Origin of the sequence: Pseudomonas sp. IPO3774, assembly GCF_013386835.1 — a bacterium.
Lineage (GTDB): Bacteria > Pseudomonadota > Gammaproteobacteria > Pseudomonadales > Pseudomonadaceae > Aquipseudomonas.
Genome location: NZ_JACAQY010000066.1, coordinates 388 through 16,823, shown reverse-complemented (window position 1 = coordinate 16,823; position 16,436 = coordinate 388). Strand labels below are relative to the sequence as shown.

At 60.1% G+C, this 16,436-nt stretch carries 23 protein-coding genes; 10 read left to right on the top strand and 13 right to left on the bottom strand.

What is annotated here, in order from left to right; genetic code table 11:
* Positions 1-14 precede the first annotated feature (14 nt).
* A complete protein-coding gene (locus HYE77_RS28935) occupies positions 15-353 on the bottom strand; it encodes a DUF3565 domain-containing protein (RefSeq protein ID WP_003208456.1) in 339 nt (112 codons plus the stop codon).
* Between HYE77_RS28935 and HYE77_RS28930 the strand changes: the two genes are divergently transcribed.
* The 3 genes from HYE77_RS28930 to HYE77_RS28920 all read left to right on the top strand — a co-directional run bounded on the left by HYE77_RS28930 (position 322) and on the right by HYE77_RS28920 (position 2,760).
* Positions 322-807 (top strand): peptidylprolyl isomerase, encoded by a 486-nt coding sequence (locus tag HYE77_RS28930; RefSeq protein WP_003208457.1) that lies wholly within the window; start codon positions 322-324, stop codon positions 805-807. The two genes, HYE77_RS28935 and HYE77_RS28930, sit on opposite strands and share 32 nt — an antisense overlap.
* A 135-nt stretch (positions 808-942) precedes the next feature.
* Positions 943-1,425: a glutathione peroxidase gene (locus tag HYE77_RS28925; RefSeq protein WP_087693757.1), complete on the top strand. Its 483-nt coding sequence runs from the start codon at positions 943-945 to the stop codon at positions 1,423-1,425.
* A gap of 231 nt (positions 1,426-1,656) precedes the next feature.
* Positions 1,657-2,760 carry an NADH:flavin oxidoreductase gene (locus HYE77_RS28920; RefSeq protein WP_003208465.1) on the top strand — a complete coding sequence of 368 codons (1,104 nt, stop codon included), beginning with the start codon at positions 1,657-1,659 and terminating at the stop codon, positions 2,758-2,760.
* Between the two features lie 82 nt (positions 2,761-2,842).
* Here the strand turns inward: HYE77_RS28920 and HYE77_RS28915 are convergent, their stop codons facing one another.
* The 3 genes from HYE77_RS28915 to cysZ all read right to left on the bottom strand — a co-directional run bounded on the left by HYE77_RS28915 (position 2,843) and on the right by cysZ (position 5,244).
* Positions 2,843-3,019: a hypothetical protein gene (locus HYE77_RS28915; protein ID WP_177070167.1), complete on the bottom strand. Its 177-nt coding sequence runs from the start codon at positions 3,017-3,019 to the stop codon at positions 2,843-2,845.
* A gap of 217 nt (positions 3,020-3,236) precedes the next feature.
* Positions 3,237-4,424 carry a glycosyltransferase family 1 protein gene (locus HYE77_RS28910; RefSeq protein ID WP_102368138.1) on the bottom strand — a complete coding sequence of 396 codons (1,188 nt, stop codon included), beginning with the start codon at positions 4,422-4,424 and terminating at the stop codon, positions 3,237-3,239.
* Between the two features lie 64 nt (positions 4,425-4,488).
* Entirely contained in the window at positions 4,489-5,244 is a 756-nt protein-coding gene (gene cysZ, locus HYE77_RS28905) for a sulfate transporter CysZ (protein WP_177070165.1), read from the bottom strand.
* 293 nt (positions 5,245-5,537) lie between these two features.
* Between cysZ and trxB the strand changes: the two genes are divergently transcribed.
* Positions 5,538-6,500: a thioredoxin-disulfide reductase gene (gene trxB / locus HYE77_RS28900; protein WP_003208470.1), complete on the top strand. Its 963-nt coding sequence runs from the start codon at positions 5,538-5,540 to the stop codon at positions 6,498-6,500.
* Positions 6,501-6,682: 182 nt separating this feature from the next.
* Here trxB and HYE77_RS28895 read toward each other — a convergent pair whose 3' ends face one another.
* Genes HYE77_RS28895 through HYE77_RS28870 form a run of 6 tightly spaced genes read right to left on the bottom strand, consistent with a single transcriptional unit; the run spans position 6,683 to position 9,620 of the window.
* Positions 6,683-7,024: a HopJ type III effector protein gene (locus HYE77_RS28895; protein WP_008432300.1), complete on the bottom strand. Its 342-nt coding sequence runs from the start codon at positions 7,022-7,024 to the stop codon at positions 6,683-6,685.
* Positions 7,017-7,313 (bottom strand): DUF1244 domain-containing protein, encoded by a 297-nt coding sequence (locus tag HYE77_RS28890; protein ID WP_008432302.1) that lies wholly within the window; start codon positions 7,311-7,313, stop codon positions 7,017-7,019. Before HYE77_RS28890 ends, HYE77_RS28895 begins: the two co-directional genes overlap by 8 nt.
* A gap of 23 nt (positions 7,314-7,336) precedes the next feature.
* Positions 7,337-7,708 (bottom strand): dihydroneopterin triphosphate 2'-epimerase, encoded by a 372-nt coding sequence (gene folX, locus HYE77_RS28885; RefSeq protein ID WP_003208474.1) that lies wholly within the window; start codon positions 7,706-7,708, stop codon positions 7,337-7,339.
* Positions 7,709-7,710: 2 nt separating this feature from the next.
* Complete coding sequence (folE, locus tag HYE77_RS28880) at positions 7,711-8,271, bottom strand: GTP cyclohydrolase I FolE (RefSeq protein ID WP_003208476.1); 561 nt, start codon at positions 8,269-8,271, stop codon at positions 7,711-7,713.
* Between the two features lie 20 nt (positions 8,272-8,291).
* Positions 8,292-9,002, bottom strand: a complete 711-nt coding sequence (gene folM, locus HYE77_RS28875) for a dihydromonapterin reductase (RefSeq protein ID WP_177029268.1) — start codon at positions 9,000-9,002, stop codon at positions 8,292-8,294.
* A 57-nt stretch (positions 9,003-9,059) separates the two neighbouring features.
* Positions 9,060-9,620, bottom strand: a complete 561-nt coding sequence (locus HYE77_RS28870; protein ID WP_008432309.1) for an antibiotic biosynthesis monooxygenase — start codon at positions 9,618-9,620, stop codon at positions 9,060-9,062.
* 215 nt (positions 9,621-9,835) lie between these two features.
* Here HYE77_RS28870 and HYE77_RS28865 point away from each other — a divergent pair, with 215 nt between their 5' ends.
* Complete coding sequence (locus HYE77_RS28865; RefSeq protein ID WP_043225723.1) at positions 9,836-10,792, top strand: MerR family transcriptional regulator; 957 nt, start codon at positions 9,836-9,838, stop codon at positions 10,790-10,792.
* Positions 10,793-10,794: 2 nt separating this feature from the next.
* Here HYE77_RS28865 and HYE77_RS28860 read toward each other — a convergent pair whose 3' ends face one another.
* Both HYE77_RS28860 and HYE77_RS28855 read right to left on the bottom strand, forming a co-directional pair.
* A complete protein-coding gene (locus tag HYE77_RS28860) occupies positions 10,795-11,400 on the bottom strand; it encodes a hypothetical protein (protein WP_003208483.1) in 606 nt (201 codons plus the stop codon).
* A gap of 58 nt (positions 11,401-11,458) precedes the next feature.
* Positions 11,459-11,926, bottom strand: a complete 468-nt coding sequence (locus HYE77_RS28855; RefSeq protein ID WP_003208484.1) for a PAS domain-containing protein — start codon at positions 11,924-11,926, stop codon at positions 11,459-11,461.
* A 113-nt stretch (positions 11,927-12,039) separates the two neighbouring features.
* Between HYE77_RS28855 and HYE77_RS28850 the strand changes: the two genes are divergently transcribed.
* The gene (locus tag HYE77_RS28850; RefSeq protein WP_003208486.1) at positions 12,040-12,495 is read left to right on the top strand and encodes a flavodoxin; all 456 of its coding nucleotides are present in this window, start codon (positions 12,040-12,042) and stop codon (positions 12,493-12,495) included.
* On the opposite strand, the gene HYE77_RS28845 is transcribed toward HYE77_RS28850, so the two are convergent.
* Positions 12,476-13,372 (bottom strand): LysR family transcriptional regulator, encoded by an 897-nt coding sequence (locus HYE77_RS28845; protein WP_003208487.1) that lies wholly within the window; start codon positions 13,370-13,372, stop codon positions 12,476-12,478. The genes HYE77_RS28850 and HYE77_RS28845 overlap by 20 nt on opposite strands.
* Before the next feature lie 99 nt (positions 13,373-13,471).
* Between HYE77_RS28845 and HYE77_RS28840 the strand changes: the two genes are divergently transcribed.
* The 4 genes from HYE77_RS28840 (at position 13,472) to HYE77_RS28825 (ending at position 16,368) form a co-directional block, all read left to right on the top strand.
* Positions 13,472-13,858: a CidA/LrgA family protein gene (locus HYE77_RS28840; protein ID WP_087693754.1), complete on the top strand. Its 387-nt coding sequence runs from the start codon at positions 13,472-13,474 to the stop codon at positions 13,856-13,858.
* The gene (locus tag HYE77_RS28835; protein WP_177070163.1) at positions 13,848-14,534 is read left to right on the top strand and encodes an LrgB family protein; all 687 of its coding nucleotides are present in this window, start codon (positions 13,848-13,850) and stop codon (positions 14,532-14,534) included. Before HYE77_RS28840 ends, HYE77_RS28835 begins: the two co-directional genes overlap by 11 nt.
* A 149-nt stretch (positions 14,535-14,683) precedes the next feature.
* Positions 14,684-15,466: a class II aldolase/adducin family protein gene (locus HYE77_RS28830; protein ID WP_102368141.1), complete on the top strand. Its 783-nt coding sequence runs from the start codon at positions 14,684-14,686 to the stop codon at positions 15,464-15,466.
* Positions 15,466-16,368 (top strand): alpha/beta fold hydrolase, encoded by a 903-nt coding sequence (locus tag HYE77_RS28825; protein WP_177070161.1) that lies wholly within the window; start codon positions 15,466-15,468, stop codon positions 16,366-16,368. Before HYE77_RS28830 ends, HYE77_RS28825 begins: the two co-directional genes overlap by 1 nt.
* Positions 16,369-16,436: the final 68 nt, after the last annotated feature.

The window sequence follows — 16,436 nt, the reverse complement described above, 5'->3', positions numbered from 1 at the left end:
CTGCCTACCGGGAATCAGGTGCCAAGGTTATCTTTATCTGAGCCTTGCGCACACCAGCCGCACGTAAAGGGCTTGTCTATTTTTTCAAGGCGTTGCGCCGGGTCCGTGACCCAGGCCCGGGATTGCCAGGGTGGCTGGTGGCGCAGGTGCTGGGTGTGGCCGCAGGAAAGCTCGACGACCCAGTGCCGGTCTTCGTCCTGGTGAAATCCGACGACCGTCGGGTCAGTTGTTCGACCCCGTCCGTCCGGGTTGTGTTCGCTTTCGGGCAAATCCTTGTTTAGACTTGTCCGTTCTTCATTCTTCTGCAAAAGGTCTCGCCCCATGCCGATCGCCGCCAATAAGGCTGTCTCCATTGACTATACCCTGACCAACGACGCTGGTGAGGTCATCGACAGTTCTGCCGGCGGCGCGCCGCTGGTCTACCTGCAAGGTGCAGGTAACATCATCCCGGGCCTGGAAAAGGCCCTGGAAGGCAAAGAGGTCGGTGACGAACTGACCGTTGCCGTAGAACCTGAAGATGCCTACGGCGAATACGCTGCCGAACTGGTCAGCACCCTGAGCCGCAGCATGTTCGAAGGTGTCGACGAGCTGGAAGTGGGCATGCAGTTCCACGCTTCCGCTCCGGACGGCCAGATGCAAATCGTCACCATCCGTGACCTGGACGGCGACGACGTGACCGTCGACGGCAACCACCCGCTGGCTGGCCAGCGCCTGAACTTCCAGGTGAAGATCGTCGCTATCCGTGACGCTTCCCAGGAAGAAGTGGCCCACGGCCACGTGCACGGCGAAGGTGGTCACCACCATTAATTGACTGAGCGACGCTCTGTCAGTTGGAAAAAGGCGCCTTCGGGCGCCTTTTTCATTTGGCGGCTATTCTTGCCGACTTGGCGGCTGTAATCTCGAATGGCCGTTACGAAGAACATGGGATATCTGGAGTTCGTCATGAGTGCTTTCCACGACCTTAAACTCAAAGCCCTGGATGGTCAGGAGCTGTCTCTGGCGCCCTTCAAGGGGCAAGTCGTGCTGGTGGTCAACGTCGCCTCCAAATGTGGGTTGACCCCACAGTACGCCGCGCTGGAAAACCTCTATCAGCAATACAAAGACCAGGGTTTCACCGTACTCGGGCTGCCGTGCAATCAATTTGCCGGGCAGGAACCGGGTACTGAAGAAGAAATCCAGGAATTCTGCAGCCTCAACTACGGCGTGACCTTTCCCCTGGGCAGCAAGCTTGAGGTGAATGGCCACGATCGCCACCAGCTGTATCGATTGCTGGCGGGCGAGGGCGCCGAATTTCCCGGGGACATCACCTGGAACTTCGAGAAGTTCCTGTTGGGCAAGGACGGCCGGGTGCTGGCGCGTTTCTCGCCGCGTACACCGCCGGATGACCCCTCCATTATTCAGGCGATCGAAAAAGCATTGAGCTGATACTTTCAGCATTGTCGAGTGAGTTTCTGTGGCAAGGGAGCTTCCTGTGGCAGGGAGTCTCCTATGGCAAGGGAGCTTGCTGTGGCGAGGGAGCTTGCTCCCGTTGGGCTGCGAAGCAGCCCCATGCCCTCCCGCTTTTACCCCTTAATCACCCCAATCAATAGTGCTATCCAACACGCTGCACACTCCATATTATCCACATCATAAATTCCTTTCCGATGGAGTGCTCCCATGCCTGTCCAAGCTTTGTTCAAACCGTTCCAGCTCGGTGCACTGCAACTGCCGAGTCGCGTGGTCATGGCGCCGATGACCCGTTCCTTTTCTCCGGGTGGCGTGCCCAACTCCAAAGTGATCGAGTACTACCGCCGCCGCGCCGCCGCCGGTGTCGGCCTGATCATCACCGAAGGCACCGTGGTCGGCCACCCGGCTTCCAACGGCTACCCGAACGTCCCGCATTTCTATGGTGAAGCCGCCCTGGCCGGCTGGAAGAAAGTAGTCGACGCGGTACATGCCGAAGGCGGCAAGATCGTTCCGCAACTGTGGCATGTGGGCAGCGTTCGGCGCATCGGCACCGAGCCGGATGCCAGCGTCCCGGCTTACGGCCCCACCGAAAAACTCAAGGACGGCAACGTCGTCGTCCACGGCATGACCGTGCAAGACATCAAGGACGTGATCGCCGCGTTCGCCCAGGCTGCCAAGGATGCCCAGAGCATCGGCATGGACGGCGTTGAAATCCACGGCGCCCATGGCTACCTGGTGGACCAGTTCTTCTGGGAAGGCACCAACCAGCGCACCGACGAATACGGCGGCAGCCTGGCCAACCGTTCGCGTTTCGCCATCGAGTTGATCCAGGCCGTCCGCGCCGCCGTGGGGCCGGACTTCCCGATCATCCTGCGTTTCTCCCAGTGGAAGCAGCAGGACTACACCGCGCGCCTGGTGCAAACCCCGGAAGCCTTGGGTGAATTCCTCAAGCCGCTGTCTGACGCCGGCGTGGATATTTTCCACTGCTCCACCCGCCGTTTCTGGGAGCCGGAATTCGAAGGCTCCGAGCTGAACCTGGCCGGCTGGACCCGCAAGCTCACCGGCAAGCCGACCATCACCGTGGGCAGCGTCGGCCTGGATGGCGAGTTCCTGCAGTTCATGGTCAACACCGACAAAGTGGCGCAACCCGCCAGCCTGGAAAAACTGCTGGAGCGCCTGAACAACGACGAGTTCGACCTGGTCGCTGTGGGTCGTGCGCTGCTGGTGGATCCGGATTGGGCACTGAAGGTTCGCGAAGGCCGTGAAGGCGACATCCTGCCGTTCAGTCGTGAGGCGTTGACGACCCTCGTTTGACGCGCACACGTTTAACTGCGTGGCTGCAAAAAATGCCTGGAACCAGTTTCCAGGCATTTTTGCCAAGTTGCCTTGAGTTGTATTAAAACTTCAGCTGGTTTTTTTCCTGCTCCTGCTGCTCCTGCTGCTCCTGCAATGCAAGGAGGCCTGCTTGTTGATCGTCAGGCCGCTTGCCGCGAATACCCCCGTTCTCTAAGCCCGAAGGCGCAGGAGGCAGACTGAACGACGAAGGCTGGATGCTGTTGAGTGGCATCGACATGGGTGAACTCCACATATTTTATCTAAGAGTATTTGGGCTTTATGGCTGGTTCTTCCTATGACCCTGAACAACCTGCCACTGATGTTGTGGTGTTCACCTGCGCACTAGTTCCCAACTGCAACTCGCAACATTCCCCCTCACGCAGCACTGAGTTGGCTTGTCTACTGGTCATGCAAGGGTGTTCGCTTGGGCAGATCAAAAATATCTACATCGAATACTAGACATTCATAGTGTTGCTGCTGACTTTGTACACACTCGATATGCCCCTGCATACATCCAGTAACTTGCTTTCAAACTGCTCAATAATTGCCGGCCAGCCCTGGCGACTGGCGTGTTGTCGGGCATTGAGCCTGACCCTGCGCAAACTTTCACGCTCCTCCAACAACCAGTTGGCGGCATCACAAAATGCCTCCTCGTCCCCAGGCATCGCCAGCACACCGTTGTAACCATGGCGAATATGCTGGGTTGCAGCTGCCTGGTCGTAAGCCACCACCCCCAACCCTGCGGCCATGGCCTCTAACACTACATTGCCAAAGGTTTCGGTCAGGCTGGGGAACAGGAACAGATCCCCTGAGGCGTAGTGCCGAGCCAGCTCCTCATCGCGTCGGGTACCGCAAAAAATTGCCTGAGGCAGCGATTTCTCAAGCATTGTCCGTTGGGGGCCATCGCCGACAATGATCAGTTTCAACCGGCGCTGTGGGTAAGTGGTTTGCAGCGAGTCGAAGCAGCGCTTGAGCAGCCCGAGATTTTTTTCCTGGGCCAGGCGTCCGACGTGCAGCACGGCGATGTCTTCATCGCTCAGCCCCCACTGCTCACGCAGGGCTGGGTCGCGTTTGGCCGGGTGAAACAGCTGGCTGTCGACACCGCGCGCGAGCATGCCCAGGCGCTCGAAATGGCGCCGCTCCAGCTCCAGTCGCTGGCTGGCGCTGGGCACCAGGGTCAGGGTCGAGCGATTATGGAACCAGCGCAGATAGTGGGTTAGCACCCGGCTCAGCATGCCCAGGCCGTACTGGTTGGAATACTGCTGGAAGTTGGTGTGGAAGCCACTCACCACGCTGATCCCCAGGCGCCGCGCCGCCCGCAACGCCGACAAACCCAGTGGGCCCTCCGTGGCGATATACAACACATCCGGGCGCTGGCGGGTCCAGCGCCGCAACAGCTTGTGCATCGACGACTGGCCCCATTGCAGCCCCGGGTAGCCCGGCAGCGGCCAGCCGCGACAGAGCATCAGGCCGTCGTCGCTGGGCCGGCTCTGGTCGCTGCCCTGGCGCGGGCGAACCAGTTCGACTTGATGCCCGCGCGCGCGCAAACCGTCACACAGGCGGCCAAGGGTATTGGCCACCCCGTTGATCTCAGGCGGGAAGGTTTCGGTGATCAGGGTGATGTGGAGCGAAGCTGTCGTCATGACCCACAGTGTCGGCGTGGGCCATGTCGTCATTGTGTCTTTTGGATGATGGATTTGTGACGGCTCAGGCCTTTTTAATGGCCATGGCCTCGGCGCCCTGCTCACGCACCCAGAACAACGTCGCCCCGGCCACCGCTGCCGGCATCATCAGCAGGTTGACCACTGGCACCAGCAGCACCAGGTAGACGATGCTGCCAAAACTCATGCTCTGCCAGCGCTTCTGGCGCAGCCAGGCGAGCATTTCGTTCCAGCCCAGCTTGTGGTTGTCGGCCGGGTAGTCGATGTACTGGATCGCCATCATCCACACACCAAACAGCAGCCACAGCGGCGCCGCCACCAGGTTGACCACTGGGATGAACGACAGGATAAACAGGCCGATGGCCCGGGGCAGGAAGTAACCCAGTTTGCGCATTTCCCGGGCCAGGGTGCGCGGGACCATGGCCGCCAGTTCGCCCCAGCTGAACGCCGGGAAATCATCGGTGCCGCGCACCACCACTTCGACCTTTTCCGACAGAAAGCCGTTGAACGGCGCGGCAATGATGTTGGCAAGCATGGTAAAGGTGAAAAACACCATCAGCACCACCAGCACCACGAACAAAGGCCACAACAGGTAATTGAGGAAGCTCAGCCAGCTCGGCAGCGTCGGCATGAGTGTGTCGACCCACAGGCTGAACTGATGGCCGGCGAAGTAGATCAATCCGACGAACAGGATCAGGTTGATTGCCAGCGGCAGCAGCACAAACAGCCGCAGGCCGGGGCTGAGTACCAGTTTGAGACCTTCGCGCAGGTACTGTGGGCCTGAAAGAACGGGGGCGGGCATGGATAACTCCGGGCAATAGGGGCGAACGCGCCGACCTTACCGGCTTTGGGAGTACCGGGAAAGCACGGCCCGCATCGCCACATTAACGGTAACAAAGGTGTCGATTAATAGAAGGCATGGGATAGAGACCACCTATGAGCTGGATTGTTAATCCGTATTTCCTTAATCTTGCCTCCCTCTATACGCTGCACCCATTATTTTCAGGATCTGCGAGTTCAAGCCTTCCCCAAGTGCTTCGCGGTCCTTTTTTATTCCAGCCGTTCTGTAGTCCGGGCGGTCGATAGGAGTGAGTCATGTCTGATACCCGTCATTCGCGAGTGATTATTCTCGGTTCCGGCCCTGCCGGTTACAGCGCTGCCGTCTACGCTGCCCGGGCCAACCTCAAGCCGTTGCTGATCACCGGCATGCAAGCGGGCGGTCAGTTGACCACCACCACTGAAGTCGACAACTGGCCGGGCGACGTCCACGGCCTGACCGGCCCGGTGCTGATGGAGCGCATGAAAGAGCACGCCGAGCGTTTCGAAACCGAGATCGTGTTTGATCACATCAACAAGGTCGACTTCTCCAAGAAGCCTTACAGCCTGACCGGCGACAGCGGCGTGTATACCTGTGACGCGCTGATCATCGCCACCGGCGCCAGCGCTCGTTACCTGGGCCTGCCGTCGGAAGAAGCGTTCATGGGCAAGGGCGTTTCGGCCTGCGCAACCTGCGACGGTTTCTTCTACCGCAATAAGCCAGTGGCTGTGGTCGGTGGCGGCAACACCGCGGTGGAAGAAGCGCTGTACCTGGCCAACATCGCCAGCACCGTGACCCTGGTTCACCGTCGCGAGACCTTCCGCGCCGAGAAGATCCTGATCGACAAGCTGCATGCCCGCGTGGCCGAAGGCAAGATCATCCTCAAGCTCAACGCCACCCTGGACGAAGTCCTGGGCGACAACATGGGCGTGACCGGTGCTCGCCTGAAGAACAACGACGGCAGTTTCGACGAGCTGAAAGTCGACGGTGTGTTCATCGCCATCGGCCACACTCCGAACACCTCGTTGTTCGAAGGCGTGCTGGATGCCAAAGACGGTTACCTGATCGTGCAGGGCGGCCGTGAAGGCAATGCGACTGCCACCAACATCGAAGGTATCTTCGCTGCCGGTGACGTGGCCGACCACGTGTACCGCCAGGCGATCACCTCCGCCGGCGCCGGTTGCATGGCGGCACTGGATGCCGAGCGTTACCTCGACGGTTTGAAGGACGCTTCGTTCTAAACCGTAGAAACAAAAAAACCGGCTGCGAGGCCGGTTTTTTTATGCACGGGATTTGATGATCACCGCAGTCCAAATGTGGGAGCGGGCTTGCTCGCGAAAGCGGTGTGTCAGTCACCCGATGTATTGACTGACACTCTGCTTTCGCGAGCAAGCCCGCTCCCACATTTTGATCTATGTCTGACTCAGGATTTGCGGGTCAGTGGCTGTGCGGCAAACTTCACACCCGCCAACCCATGCTCGATCAGCGCACGAATGTTGCCATGGTCACTGCCTTCAGGCGTGGCCAGCACCGAACGGTAATGCTCGCCAAACGCCAACAGCGCTTCCTGGTCGCTCAAGCCTTCCAGCAGCGCCAGGCCCAGGGTCTTGCACGAACCTTCGTTCTGCCCGGCGGCGTTTTCCACGCTGCCATTGGTGAACGCTTGTGGCTGGTAGTCGTAACCCGCAGCTACAAAGGCCAGGGTATCGGCAAAAACATGTTCGCCACTGTTGAGGCTGGCGCGCAGGGTGTTCAGGTCAGTCATGGGTTTTTCCTTTGGCGAATGCCGCTTGCTGTTCGGCACTGGCTTCTTGCTGGTATTGGGCTTTCCACTCGGCGTACGGCATGCCGTACACCACTTCACGGGCGTCATCGAGGCTCAGCTCGATCTGGCGCTCGTCGGCCTCGGCCTTGTACCACTTGGATAAGCAGTTGCGGCAGAAGCCCGAGAGGTTCATCAGGTCGATGTTCTGCACATCCTTGCGGCTGTCCAGGTGGGCCACCAGCCGGCGGAAGGCGGCGGCTTCGAGTTCGAGGCGTTGTTGATCGTTCATGATGCTCACTGCAAAGGTAAGGGTTAGCGACTGGCCGCCAGGGTGATCGACACCGATTCGGCAAAACGCAACGCATGGGGTTTGTCGACTTCGACTTCGGCGTACAGCACCGATGTATTGCTCATCACCAGGTCGAGGATCTCCTGGGTCAGGCGCTCCAGCAGGGCAAAGCGGTTGCCTTCCACATGGGCGATGATCGCCTTGGTGATGGTGCGGTAGTTCAGCGCGTGGTCGATGTCGTTGTCGCGCACGGCTTCCTGGGCGGCATACAGGATGGTCAGGTTGATCAACACATCCTGCTTGTTGAGGATTTCATCCTCGTTGATCCCGATAAACGTGCGCAGGCACAGGTCCTTGACCCGGATGCGCGCCATGCCTGGCTGAAGTTGTGGCATTGCTACTTGCTCCGTCCAATCAGTTGCAGGAACTCCATGCGCGTGGTGTTCGACTCGCGGAAGGCGCCGAGCATCACCGAGGTGTTCATGGTTGAATTCTGTTTTTCGACACCGCGCATCATCATGCACATGTGCCTGGCTTCGATCACCACCGCCACGCCGGCGGCCTGGGTCACCGTCTGGATGGCGTCGGCGATTTCCCGCGTGAGGTTTTCCTGGATCTGCAGGCGACGGGCGAACATGTCGACGATACGCGCCAGCTTCGACAGGCCGAGCACCTTGCCGGTCGGAATATAGGCCACATGGGCCTTGCCGATAAAGGGCAGCAGGTGATGCTCGCACAGCGAATACAGCTCGATGTCCTTGAGGATCACCATCTCGTCGTTGTCGGAGGAAAACAGCGCACCGTTGACGATTTCTTCCAGGTTCTGCTCGTAGCCGTGACACAGGTACTGCATGGCCTTGGCGGCACGCTTTGGCGTGTCGAGCAAACCCTCGCGCTCGGGGTCTTCACCCAGGCCCTTGAGGATCTCGCGGTAGTGGTGGGGCAGGGACAAAGTCATACAACATCCTCGCAAACGGCTTACTTGATATGCCGCCCGCCGTTGACGGTCAGGGTGGTACCGGTGACATACGGGTTATCCAGCAGGTAGCGCACGCTCTGGTAAATCACCTCGGGGCCGGGCTCGATGCCCAGTGCCGCCTTGGCCAGGACCTTGGCGCGGTAAGCCGCGTCGTCGCCCTCGTTGAACATCACCATTGCCGGGGCAATGCCGTTCACCTTGATATCCGGTGCAAGCTGCGCGGCAAACGACAAGGTCAGGCTGTCGAGCCCGGCCTTGGTGGCGCAGTAGGCAATGTGCTGGCGGCTGCCCTTGCGGGTCACGTCATCGCTGATGTGCACGATATCCGCAGGCGTGGAGCGTTGCAGCAGGTAAGCACAATGCAGGTTGATCAGGTACGGCGCAAGCATGTGCACGCTGAACATGTCGGTAAAGGCGCGGCTCTCGTCGCCGGGCGCTTCCGCCACCCAGGCCGAGGCATTATGAATGATCGCCCGCAGGCTTTGGGTGTGCGTCTTCAGTTCGTCGATGAAGGCGAGAATACCTGTCTCGTTGGAGAAGTCGGCAAACACACCGATCGCACCGCGTTCGCGCAAGGCTTGCACGCCGGGACGTTCGGTGCGGTAGCTGAAAATCACTGGCTGCCCTTCGTCCAGCAGGCGCTGGGCGCAATGCAGGCCGACGCGCTGGCCGGCACCGGTGATCAGGATCGGGGCGGGTGTTGAAGACATGGGAGGCTCGAATCGCTGGCAGGCTAAAACTATACCAGCGAGCGGCCTCCCTTGTACTCAAGCAGCGGCTTCGGTGGCCTTTACCCGGGCTGGCGCCGGATGCAGCCAACCGGCCAGCAGGTGGGTCGACAACGGGATAAAGAAGTAAACCATCAATGGCGTGAGCGCGAGGGTGCTGACCAGCACACGGCTCAGCAACCCCAACTCGCTGAGCAGCGGCTCAAGGCCGAAGTTGAACAGCAGCGACACCGGGAAAAATGCCAGCCAGATGGCCACGGCCTGCTTCCAGCGCGGCGGACGTGCGGCGGCGGCGCCAAACCAGCCGTCGATACCGCGTACGCGATGCTCCGACGGCGCAGCAAACAGCTCACTGCCACGCCCGAGCCATGCACCACGGGAGGCGGAAAACTCCCACGCATGCAGGGTTTTTTCGTCGGCGAAACGGAAAATAATCTGGAACTCGTCATCGTTGGGCGGCGGTGCAAGCACGCCTGAACCCAGGTAACCGGGGAAGTCCGTGGCCAATTGCTCGCCTTCGCGCAGCCAGGCCATCAACTCTTCATAGCGGCCCTTGGCCACGCGGCGCGCAACCATCAGGGTGACGGGGGAGGTAGACATTGTGTATCTCCATAAGGATCAGGTGCACTGGGCCGGGTAGGCGGCGCACGAACGAAGCTGCGGGGTAAGCAGCCACGTTGAAAAAACAGGCAAGGATTATTCCTGTTTTGCAGAAATACACCAGCGACATTGGTCGGCTTGTCGAAGACCTTGAATCGGACAGCTGTATGGGCGTTAAATGGGATCCAAGTTCCTGACAGTATATTGATGCCCTGATGTCTGTAATGACTGCTCCACGTCCCGAAATGGCCCTTGGCAACCCTGCCGATTCCGATGAGCTGTTTCCGATTCGCGAAGTCGCGAGATTGACAGGCATCAACCCTGTCACCTTGCGTGCCTGGGAACGGCGTTACGGGCTGATCCACCCGGTTCGCACCGAAAGTGGGCACCGCCTGTATTCGCGCACCGATATCGAGACCGTTCATCGCATTCTTGACTGGATCGAGCGTGGCGTGGCCGTGAGCAAGGTCGGCAAGATCCTCGCGCGCGACGATCATCAAGTCGAAGCGGCGGCTGCTTCGCCGGCAGGTGCAGAGCATGAATGGGCCCAATGGCAGGCGCAGTTGCGAACGGCCGTCGGTGCCTTCGACGACCGGCAACTGGACCGGTTGTATGGCCAGATTTTCGCTGCCTACCCGGTCGCGGTGGTGTTCCAGGACATCCTGATGCCCCTCTGGCAGCAACTGTTGCGACATCAGGGGTTGTTTGGACAAACCAGTGAATGGCTGTTTTTTGATGGATTTCTGCGCAGCCGAACCTGGAAACGCCTGCAGATAGGCTGTGCCTCAGCGGCGCCACGGGTATTGCTGGCGGCCATTGCGGGGGAGTGCCGAGAGCTGGAGTTGTTGGTCGCAGGCCTGTTGATGAGCGGTGACGAGTTGGCGGTCAAGGTTCTGGCTGTGGGCCAGCCGATGGATGAATTGACCCTTGTCTGTGAAAAAACCAGGCCACAAGCCCTTGTGGTGTTCTCCAATCACTCGCCGGCCAATGGCTTGCCTCGGCGCCTTGAACGGCTGGCCCTGACCCTGGATTGCCCGCTGTTGCTGGCCGGCGATGCGGCGGAGTTGGCGCAGGAACAACTGGCGGGTTCATCCGTTGGCTGCCTGGGTAACGAAGGGCGATTGATGCAGCGCCGCTTGCAGCAGTTTCTGCGCGGTAACCTGGATACCTGACTTCAGGCGTGGACTTCGGGGTGAAACAGGCGATGTTGCTGCAGGATAAACTGGCGCAGGCGCTCGGTCTCATCCACATCGTTCTGGCTCAGGCGGTAGGCGAACAATCCTCGGGCAGTTTCCCGTTCCAGCGTGCCCCGCACCGAAATGCGCTCGTACCCGGACGGACTGAACCACAGCGAAAAGGTTCTTGGCGCCTTGATCCGCCCGCGAATTTCCACCAGCAATCCCTTGAATGACACCTCATGCACCCACAGCGCACCGGGCTGGCCCTTGATGTTTTCCAGGGGTACCGGCTCTTCGAGCGCCAGGCGCCACGGGCGGATCATCGGCCCGTCTTCGAAAATACTCGGTACACCCAGCCGCAGATGCACGGCATGAAACTCGTCTTCCACCAATTGCAGCGGAAACGTCATTTGCTGGTTGTCGAATTGGGCCTGGAGGGTGACATGGTCATGGGCGGCCAGGCGGGTGAGCAGATCACGAATCTGCGCACCGCCATTGACCGTCAGGCTCGACGACGCGTCCCGCACATTGAGTTGCGGGTTATGGTGCATGGTCTGAATAAAATCCAGCTCGTCCTGCGTCAAAAGCGCGTCGCGTTGCATTGATCTTGCTCAAGAAAAAGGTATTAAAACGCCATTATCTCTTTAAAGACCGCGTTTTCTAGTTTTTGTTAGATCCGCTCGTCGCCTTGAGTGCCGCAAGCTCCGCCTTGAGGTCAGCCAACTGGGCTTCCAGTTGCGCGACACGCTGCTGGGCCTTGACCTGAACGGTCACATCCTTCTGCACACCGACAAAGTAGGTCTGCTTGTCGGCCGGGTTGTAAACCGTCGATAACGACAGCTCGTTCCAGAAATGCGTGCCGTCCTTGCGGTAATTGCGCAGGATTTCCCGGCAGGCGCCGCCACTCTCCAGGGCTTCGCGAATCGCCATCAGCCCCGGCTGGTCACGATCGCCCGATTGCAGGAAGCGGCAGTCCTGATAGAGGATTTCGTCGAGGGTGTAGCCAGTCATGCGCTCGAAGGCCGGGTTCACATAAATCAGTGGCTTGTCCTTGCCTTCGCGCTCGGCGATAACGATGCCGTCGTTGGAAGCGTTGATCACCAGTTGCATCAGCTTGGCGTTAATCATTGAGCGGTCCATGGCTTGTAGTTGGAGTTTGCAGTTTAAGACATGCCGGCAGCCTGTCCATGGGCCCCAGCTGTTAATATCCCAGGCTTTTAGTCAGCTACAGGATCAGATTGATGAAAGTCGCCATCCTTTCCGGCTCGGTGTACGGCACGGCTGAAGAAGTCGCCCGTCATGCTGCAAGCATCCTCAACGCTGCCGGCTTCGACGCCTGGCACAACCCGCGGGCAACCCTCGCCGACGTACAGGGCTTTGCTCCGGAAGCCTTCCTGGCCGTGACGTCCACCACTGGCATGGGCGAACTGCCCGACAACCTGCAGCCGCTTTACTCGACCATTCGCGACCAACTGCCGGCCGCCTGGCGAGGCTTGCCCGGCGCGGTGATCGGCCTGGGCGACGCCAGCTATGGCGACACGTTCTGCGGCGGCGGCGAGCAAATGCGCGAGCTGTTTGCCGAGTTGGGCGTGCACGAAGTGCTGCCGATGCTGCGCCTGGACGCCAGCGAAAGCGTGACCCCGGAAGCCGACGCCGAGCCGTGGCTGGCCGAGTTGGTCACTGCACTGCGCGGTTGACCGGGAACTCGCGCAATAACGCCAGCCAGGCCTGGGCGGCTTTCGACAGGTAGGCACCCTCACGCCAGATAAAGGCAATGTCCCAGCGCAGGTAGTCCGGCGCCTTGAGCGTCAGGCGCACCACGCCGGGCCTTATCAGGCCCCGGGCTACTACGCTGGGCAGCAGCACCACGCCTTGGCCGGCGGCCACCAATGCGGCGAGAAAATCCGCCTGGCCACTGCGCCCGCTTTCCTTCGGGGTGAAGCCCAATTGCTGACAGGCCTGTAGCAGGCGGTCGTTCAACACAAAACTGCGCTGATACATCAGGAACGGCGTGTCAGCCAACTCCTCCAGGCGGATCTGCGCGTTATCGGCCAATGGATGGTCCATCGGCAGCAGGGCATCCAGCGGTTCATCGCAGAATGCCTGCCAGGCGAATGCCGGGTCGCTGGGCATCAGGCTGCCGCCCACTTCCAGCTCTCCGCTCAAGATCGCCTGCTCGATATTGCGGCTGCCGCCTTCCAGCAACTGGATGGTGACGTTCGGATAACGGCGGCGGTATTCGGCAAACAGCCCGGCGAACAACGTGTCGCCGCCCAACTGCGGCAGGCCCATGCGCAACTCGCCACGGGTCAACTGATTCAAGTCATCCAGCTCACTGAGCAATTCGGTTTGCTGGCGCAGCATGGCCTCCGCCCGCTGCAGCACCACTTGTCCGGCAGCCGTCAGGCGAATCTGCGAACCCAGGCGATCCAGCAGCGGCGTGCCCAGGCTTTGCTCCAGTTGTGCCACCTGCTTGCTGACGGCGGATTGGCTGATGTGCAGGGTTTTGCCGGCCTGGGTAAAGCCGCCGCGGTGGATCACTTCGACAAAACTGCGCAGTTGTTTAAATTCCATCGACATGATTCCAGTTTGGAATAGCTTGCAGTCTAACAATTCGCTGTGGGGATGCCAGGGGCCTCTTTAAAATGGGAGCCCTGCGAGGACCCAAAGCTCATGAAACGTTTCACCTTCAAAGTCGTCGGTCGGTTATTGACTGAACTGATTGTGCTGCTGGCCATATATTTTCTGGGCTGCCAATTGGCCGCCTGGCTGAGCTGGCCTATTCCCGGTGGTGTGGTCGGCCTGGGCCTGTTGTTGCTGACCTTCGCCACCGGCCTGGTAAAACCGGCGGCTCTGCAACTGGGCGCCGGTGTACTGATGGCCGAGATGCTGCTGTTCTTTATTCCTGCCTTGATGAGCCTTTTGGACTACGGTGGCCTGGTAAAGCACGACGGCTGGCGGATCATGTTGGTGATCGGTTTCAGCACCTTGTCGGTCATGCTGGTGACTGCGTTTACCGTGGAATTCGTCTGCCGCTGGAAGCTGCGCCATGAAGCTTGAGCTGATGCCGATGTTCTGGCTGGCGCTGACCCTCGGTGCCTACGGCTTCAGCCGCTGGATCTACCGGCGCACCGGGCGCTACCTGCTGTCGCCGCTGATCCTGGTGCCGGCGCTGCTGCTGGCGGTGGCCGTGCCGATGAAAACCGCCTATGCCGAATACGCCACCGACACCCACTGGCTGATGCTGGTGCTGGGCCCGGTGACCGTGGCGTTCGCGATTCCGATCTGGCAACAGCGCCGATTGCTGATGCGCCACTGGTCAGCGTTATTGCTCGGGATGGTCGCGGGCAGCGCGGCGTCCATCGCCACTTCGTATGGCCTGGCCAAGGCCCTCGCTCTCGACAGCTCGGTGACGATGTCGTTGGTGCCCCGTTCGATCACCACCCCGTTCGCGATGCCGGTGTCTTCCGACCTGGGCGGCGTGCCGGAACTGACGGCGGTGTTCGTGATGTTCACCGGGGTGTTTGGCGCCATGCTCGGCGGCGTACTGCTCAAGTGGTTGCCGTTGCGCACGCCATTGGCGCGCGGTGCGTTGTTCGGCGTGGGCGCTCATGGCGCCGGTGTCAGCCGGGCTCATGAGGTGGGCGGCGAGGAAGGCTCCGTGGCGGGGCTGGTGATGGTGCTGACCGGCTTGCTCAACCTGTTCGCCGCGCCTTTATTGGCGTCGCTTCTCTGACACGCGCAGAACAAAATCGAACTATCCTCAGGACTGACCCGTTCGGTCATCAAGCTGGCTGCCAATGCAACTACGGCGGCCTCGAGGTCTGACTAGACTGCCTCTTCACTCAAAAAAACAATAATAAGCGCGCCAAGGAGGTCATTGCCGTGAGCCTAGCCACTGTTCAATCGACACACAGTGTAAAAGACCAGGTCAGCGCGGCCGAATGGCAGGCCCGCGTCGACCTCGCCGCGTGCTATCGCCTGGTGGCGATGCATGGTTGGGACGACCTGATTTTCACCCACATCTCGGCCAAGGTGCCGGGCACCGAAGACTTCCTGATCAACCCCTACGGGCTGATGTTCCACGAGATCACCGCGTCGAGCCTGGTGAAGGTCGATCAGGCCGGCAACAAGCTGATGGACAGTCCCTACGAGGTCAACCCTGCCGGGTACACCATTCACAGTGCGGTGCACGAAGTGCGGCACGATGTGGTCTGCGTGCTGCACACCCACACCGCTTCCGGCATTGCCGTCTCCGCGCAGAAACAGGGCGTGCTGCCCATCAGCCAGCAATCGTTGTTCGTGCTGTCCAGCCTGGCCTATCACGCCTACGAAGGTGTCGCGCTGAACCACGAGGAAAAGGCCCGCTTGCAGGCCGACCTTGGCGAAAACAATTTCCTGATGCTGCACAACCACGGTTTGCTGACTTGTGGTGGGAGCATCGCCGATACGTTCCTGATGATGTTCATCTTCCAGCGCACCTGCGATATCCAGGTGATGGCGCAGAACGGTGGCGCTGAACTGATCAGCATTGCGCCGCAGATATTGGCCGGTGCCCGGGCGATGATCGCTGGGGTCACCAAAAGCGCTCAGGGCATGGGCGGCGCGCTGGCGTGGCCGGCGTTGCTGCGCAAACTCGATGCACTCGACACCGGGTATAAAAGCTGATGCCACTCGCCGAGATCCCGCTGCGCATCTGGCGCCAGCGTGCCCAGAGCTTTGAGTTTCGCGGCGCCACCATTCGGTACTGGGTGGCGGGGCAGGGCGAGCCGTTGCTGCTGATCCATGGTTTTCCCACGGCCAGTTGGGATTGGCATTACCTCTGGCAGCCGTTGGCCCAGCGCTATCAAGTGATTGCCTGCGACATGCTGGGGTTTGGCGATTCGGCCAAGCCGCTGGACCACACCTATTGCCTGCTGGAGCAGGCGGACTTGCAACAGGCGTTGCTGGAGCATCTTTGGGTGCAGCAGCCGGTGCATGTGCTGGCCCATGATTACGGTGACAGTGTTGCGCAGGAGTTGTTGGCGCGGCATTACGAAGGCCGGTTTCGGATGGGCAGTTGTGTGTTTCTCAACGGTGGGTTGTTTCCGGAGACGCATCGTCCGGCGTTGGTGCAGAAGCTGTTGCTGAGCCCATTGGGTTGGATGATCGGGCGGGCGTTTGGGCGTAATGCCCTTGCTAACAGTTTTGGGCAGATTTTCGGGCCGGCGACTCGGCCCAGTGAGAGTGCGCTGGATGATTTCTGGAGCTTGATCGAGAGCCAGGATGGGCCGCGGATTTTGCACAAGTTGATTGCGTATATTCCTCAGCGTAGGCAGCAGCGGGATCGATGGGTGGCGGCCATGCAGCGGGGGGAGGTGCCGTTGCGGGTGATCGATGGGGAGGTTGATCCGATTTCCGGGGGGCATATGGTTCAGCGTTATCGTGAGCTGGTGCCGCACGCGGATACGGTGTTGCTGGCGAATATTGGGCACTATCCGCAGATTGAGGCGCCGGTGCAGGTGTTGAAGCATTATTTGGCGTTTCGGGAGGGGCTTGGGGTTGGGGCTGCTCGGGTGGCTTATTCTTGATTGGGGTTGAGTACATATCCGTTATTTAGGTAACGGCGGCTTATGGTTCCGCTCTTACAGCGGCTCAC

Bases quoted from the DNA above. Each gene is read 5' to 3' on its own strand.
- cysZ (WP_177070165.1), bottom strand. From the start codon at position 5,244: ATGCCCGCCCCCGTTCTTTCAGGCCCACAGTACCTGCGCGAAGGTCTC.
- trxB (WP_003208470.1), top strand. From the start codon at position 5,538: ATGTCTGATACCCGTCATTCGCGAGTGATTATTCTCGGTTCCGGCCCT.
- folM (WP_177029268.1), bottom strand. From the start codon at position 9,002: ATGTCTTCAACACCCGCCCCGATCCTGATCACCGGTGCCGGCCAGCGC.
- HYE77_RS28845 (WP_003208487.1), bottom strand. From the start codon at position 13,372: ATGGAATTTAAACAACTGCGCAGTTTTGTCGAAGTGATCCACCGCGGC.
- HYE77_RS28890 (WP_008432302.1), bottom strand. From the start codon at position 7,313: ATGAACGATCAACAACGCCTCGAACTCGAAGCCGCCGCCTTCCGCCGG.
- HYE77_RS28840 (WP_087693754.1), top strand. From the start codon at position 13,472: ATGAAACGTTTCACCTTCAAAGTCGTCGGTCGGTTATTGACTGAACTG.
- HYE77_RS28870 (WP_008432309.1), bottom strand. From the start codon at position 9,620: ATGTCTACCTCCCCCGTCACCCTGATGGTTGCGCGCCGCGTGGCCAAG.
- HYE77_RS28850 (WP_003208486.1), top strand. From the start codon at position 12,040: ATGAAAGTCGCCATCCTTTCCGGCTCGGTGTACGGCACGGCTGAAGAA.
- HYE77_RS28920 (WP_003208465.1), top strand. From the start codon at position 1,657: ATGCCTGTCCAAGCTTTGTTCAAACCGTTCCAGCTCGGTGCACTGCAA.
- HYE77_RS28860 (WP_003208483.1), bottom strand. From the start codon at position 11,400: ATGCAACGCGACGCGCTTTTGACGCAGGACGAGCTGGATTTTATTCAG.
- HYE77_RS28925 (WP_087693757.1), top strand. From the start codon at position 943: ATGAGTGCTTTCCACGACCTTAAACTCAAAGCCCTGGATGGTCAGGAG.
- HYE77_RS28935 (WP_003208456.1), bottom strand. From the start codon at position 353: ATGGAGACAGCCTTATTGGCGGCGATCGGCATGGGGCGAGACCTTTTG.
- HYE77_RS28825 (WP_177070161.1), top strand. From the start codon at position 15,466: ATGCCACTCGCCGAGATCCCGCTGCGCATCTGGCGCCAGCGTGCCCAG.
- HYE77_RS28865 (WP_043225723.1), top strand. From the start codon at position 9,836: ATGTCTGTAATGACTGCTCCACGTCCCGAAATGGCCCTTGGCAACCCT.
- HYE77_RS28930 (WP_003208457.1), top strand. From the start codon at position 322: ATGCCGATCGCCGCCAATAAGGCTGTCTCCATTGACTATACCCTGACC.
- folX (WP_003208474.1), bottom strand. From the start codon at position 7,708: ATGCCACAACTTCAGCCAGGCATGGCGCGCATCCGGGTCAAGGACCTG.
- HYE77_RS28915 (WP_177070167.1), bottom strand. From the start codon at position 3,019: ATGTCGATGCCACTCAACAGCATCCAGCCTTCGTCGTTCAGTCTGCCT.
- folE (WP_003208476.1), bottom strand. From the start codon at position 8,271: ATGACTTTGTCCCTGCCCCACCACTACCGCGAGATCCTCAAGGGCCTG.
- HYE77_RS28910 (WP_102368138.1), bottom strand. From the start codon at position 4,424: ATGACGACAGCTTCGCTCCACATCACCCTGATCACCGAAACCTTCCCG.
- HYE77_RS28855 (WP_003208484.1), bottom strand. From the start codon at position 11,926: ATGATTAACGCCAAGCTGATGCAACTGGTGATCAACGCTTCCAACGAC.
- HYE77_RS28895 (WP_008432300.1), bottom strand. From the start codon at position 7,024: ATGACTGACCTGAACACCCTGCGCGCCAGCCTCAACAGTGGCGAACAT.
- HYE77_RS28835 (WP_177070163.1), top strand. From the start codon at position 13,848: ATGAAGCTTGAGCTGATGCCGATGTTCTGGCTGGCGCTGACCCTCGGT.